The organism is Tardiphaga sp., from assembly GCF_028290785.1.
Lineage (GTDB): Bacteria > Pseudomonadota > Alphaproteobacteria > Rhizobiales > Xanthobacteraceae > Tardiphaga.
Genome location: NZ_JAQGJD010000211.1, coordinates 1 through 3432 on the forward strand (window position 1 = coordinate 1; position 3432 = coordinate 3432).

Annotated in this window: 4 protein-coding genes; 1 reads left to right on the forward strand and 3 read right to left on the reverse strand. The window is 63.2% G+C overall.

Annotated elements, in window-relative coordinates; all coding sequences use genetic code 11:
- Nucleotides 1-179: 179 nt before the first annotated feature.
- Nucleotides 180-989 carry an ABC transporter permease gene (locus tag JWR89_RS12545; protein WP_299716447.1) on the reverse strand — a complete coding sequence of 270 codons (810 nt, stop codon included), beginning with the start codon at nucleotides 987-989 and terminating at the stop codon, nucleotides 180-182.
- 252 nt (nucleotides 990-1241) lie between these two features.
- Nucleotides 1242-1901, reverse strand: a complete 660-nt coding sequence (locus JWR89_RS12550) for a TetR/AcrR family transcriptional regulator (RefSeq protein ID WP_299716452.1) — start codon at nucleotides 1899-1901, stop codon at nucleotides 1242-1244.
- Between the two features lie 254 nt (nucleotides 1902-2155).
- Here JWR89_RS12550 and JWR89_RS12555 point away from each other — a divergent pair, with 254 nt between their 5' ends.
- Nucleotides 2156-2920 carry a sulfite exporter TauE/SafE family protein gene (locus JWR89_RS12555; RefSeq protein WP_299716449.1) on the forward strand — a complete coding sequence of 255 codons (765 nt, stop codon included), beginning with the start codon at nucleotides 2156-2158 and terminating at the stop codon, nucleotides 2918-2920.
- Between the two features lie 24 nt (nucleotides 2921-2944).
- Here the strand turns inward: JWR89_RS12555 and JWR89_RS12560 are convergent.
- A partial coding sequence (locus JWR89_RS12560; protein ID WP_299716450.1) for a VOC family protein occupies nucleotides 2945-3432 on the reverse strand: 488 nt, incomplete at its 5' end.

A 3432-nucleotide genomic window follows, 5' to 3' on the forward strand; every position in this document is an offset into this window, starting at 1 on the left:
CCATAGACGTACCAGTTCAGCATCAGCACCACCTTGTCGGCGGCGGCTGCCGGCGTGACGGATGCGAGCGCGGTCCAGATCAGTGCCGTCGAAAATGCGGTAACCCATCTCAGCATGTTAGCCTCCCGTTGATATTTCACTGCGGCCCTTGATGGGCCGCTTGTTGCCATACGCGCCGCTCAGGCGGCGACGATCAGGTCCTCGCGCTGGCTGACATGCCAGGGAATCACGAAGTGCTCGATACGGTCGACGATCCAGAACAGGATGACGCCGAGCAGCGCCAGAATGACCAGTGCGGCGAACATGGTCGGCAGATCGAAGGTGCCGATCGAGCGCTGCAGCACATAGCCGATGCCGGAATTGGAGCCGACGAATTCGCCGACCACCGCGCCGACCACCGCCAACGTCACCGAGACCTTGAGACCGGAGAAGATCGCCGGCATCGCATGCGGCAGGTTGACGGCGCAGAACACGCTGAAGCGACTGCCCTTCATGGCGCGGGCCAGATCGACCATGTCGGGATCGACCGATTTGAAACCCTGCACGGCGGAGACTACCACGGGGAAGAAGCCCAGCAGGAACGCCGAGATGATTTTCGGAAAGATGCCGAAGCCGAACCACACCACGAACAACGGCGCGATGGCGATCTTCGGGATCGACTGCGAGAACACCAGCAGCGGATAGACGTAGCTCTCGACTGTCTTCGAGCCGGCGATCAGCATCGCCACGGGAATGCCGAACAACGCGGACAGCAGGAAGCCCACCACGGTGGCATAGGTGGTGGGCCAGGCCTGACTCATCAGCTCGGGCCAGTCGGTCCACAGCACCTTCACGACATCGCCGGGCGCCGGGATCTGATAGGCGGGAATCCGGAAGATGCGGATCGCCAGGTCCCACGCCACCACGATGAAAATCAGAAACAGGAACGGGCGCAGCCAGGCGGCGTTCAGCAGATTTGCCACGGCTCCTCGGCCCTTGGTCTCGCTCACACGTCTCTCCCCGAATGCCGTCTTTGCGGTCACAATTAACTTGTTGGATAAATACTACCCGCGCCGATCCGAAAGTCAATTGGGTGATTAGTCAGGAAGGGAGGTGGCCGGCCACCAACGTCATTCCGGGATGCATTCAATCGGCGAAGCCGGCTGGATGTAGACCCGGGATAGGAGGTGGTTGAGCATTGCGGGATTCCGGGTTCGCTCGCGGCTGTCGCCGCTGCCGCGCCGGAATGACAAATTAGCCTATCAGGCGGTTTGGCGCGCCGGCGCCGGCGCAGGCGGGGTTTCCCGCAACAGGAACTCCGCCACCGAGCGGCCCGTGAGCGCGGCCAGAACCAGCGCCACCATGTGGGCCAGACGCTCCTCCTTGGCCTGCCTGGCGAGCAGGTCGCGGCCGAAAATCTCGCTCAGCGTGGCGCTGTTGGACAGGTAGAAGAAGCTCAGTGCGGCGATGGAGATATAAAGCTGCACCGGATCCATCGCGACCTTGAAATCGCCGCTCTCGACGCCGCGATTCACCACCGTGCGGATCATCTCCACAAACGGCGAATGCATCGACTTCACCTTCTCGGAGCGCTTCAGGTGCTTGGCGCGTTCCAGATTCTCGGTGTTGAGCAGCGCCAGGAACTCCGGGTTGCGGATGAAGTAATTCCAGGTGAAGGAGATCAGGCTCTCGATCGCGTCGGGCGGATCGAGATGCTCGAGATCAAGCGCGCGCTCCTCGACGCGAATCTTTTCGTAGGCCCCTTCCAGCACGGCAAGATAGAGATCGTCCTTCTTGCCGACGTGGTAATACAGCATGCGCTTGTTGGCGCCGGCTTGCGCGGCGATACGATCCACCCGGGCGCCGGCCAGACCACGCGCCGCAAATTCCTTCTTCGCGGCTTCGAGAATGCGGATCCGCATGCCCTCCGGGTCGCGCTGCCATTTCAGGGCCTTCTTGGGCGCTTTCTTGGGCGCCTTCTGCGGCAGTGATTGCTTTGCCTTGGCCAAATCGAAGTCCCGTCGAGCGTGAGAGGCGTGGTGCAGCCGCGCCATCCCGGATGTAGCACGCAACCGCCGCTTTGAGAACGAAGCATGTTCTGGCGACCATGCGCAAACAGAGATCGCCTTTTGCCGCCGCGCTGGCTATCACTGCGCCGTCTCACCCGGAACCGCTCGTGCCCCCGATTATCACCGACCCGTTCTTCTATGCCGTTGCGATCCCCGCAGTGATCTTTCTCGGCCTGTCGAAAGGCGGCTTCGCCGGCATCGGCATCGCCTCGACGCCGCTGCTGGCGCTGTACCTGCCGCCGCTGGAGGCCGCTGCGCTGATCTTGCCGCTCCTCATCAGCCAGGACATAATCTCGATTGCCGTCTACCGCAGGCACTGGGATGCCTCCAATCTGAAGATCCTGCTGCCGGGGGCGGTGATCGGCATGGCGCTGGCGTGGCTGGTGGCGTCGCACATTTCCGACAATGCGGTGCGCATCACCATCGGGCTGATCGGCGTCATGTTTGTCGCCAATGTCTGGCTGAAACGCGCCAATACCCTGCCGACGCGCATGGGCACGGCCGCCGGGGTGTTCTGGGGGGCGCTGTCCGGCTTCACGTCCTTCATGACCCAGGCCGGCGGCCCGCCCTATCAGGTTTACGTGCTGCCACAGCGGCTGCCAAAGCTGGTGCTGGTCGGCACCACCACGATTTTCTTCGCCGTGGTCAACGCGCTGAAGATCGTGCCCTACTTCGCTCTCGGCCAGTTCACCGCGAGTAACTTGGCCACCTCGGTGTTGTTGCTGCCGGTCGCCATTGTTTCGAACTTCGCCGGCATCTGGCTGGTCCGGCACATGCCGACGGGACTGTTCTACCGGATCGCCTACGTGCTGCTGTTCGTGATCTCACTGGCGCTGCTATGGCAGGGCGTGACGGAGTTGTGGAGGAAGTAGTTCTTCTTCCCTCTTCCCCGCACTTCACACCTTCCCGATCCGCTCCACCAGCAGCGTCGGAATTCCGCAAGTGCCGCTGCGCAGGCTCATGACGCGGGTGCCGGGCTTGCGGCCGGCGCGGACCTCGGACACCTCGATGCCGGCCGCCAGCAACCGTGCGCGAGTCGCTTCGGCGTCACTGACGCGCCAGCTCAGGCCCCACAATCTGTCGCGTGCCTTGTCGGCCTTGCTATCAGCCCGGTGCACCAGTTCGACGATCAGGTCGCCGCAGCGGAAGAACATCAACTGGCCCCAGTCGGGATTGGAGCGATCCAGCGCCATGTCGAGGCCGAGCCGCGCGCCGTACAAGGCGGCAGCGCGCTCCGGGTCCTGCGTCGCAATCACCACATGGTCGAGGCCGAGGATCGGTGCATCGCTGCTCGCGGGAGAGAGCGGACGCGGCTGCGCCAGTTCGATAAAGAACTGCCGGACACCGCGGGTGGCGTCGGTAGCCGCTCGCGTACGCTTCCACG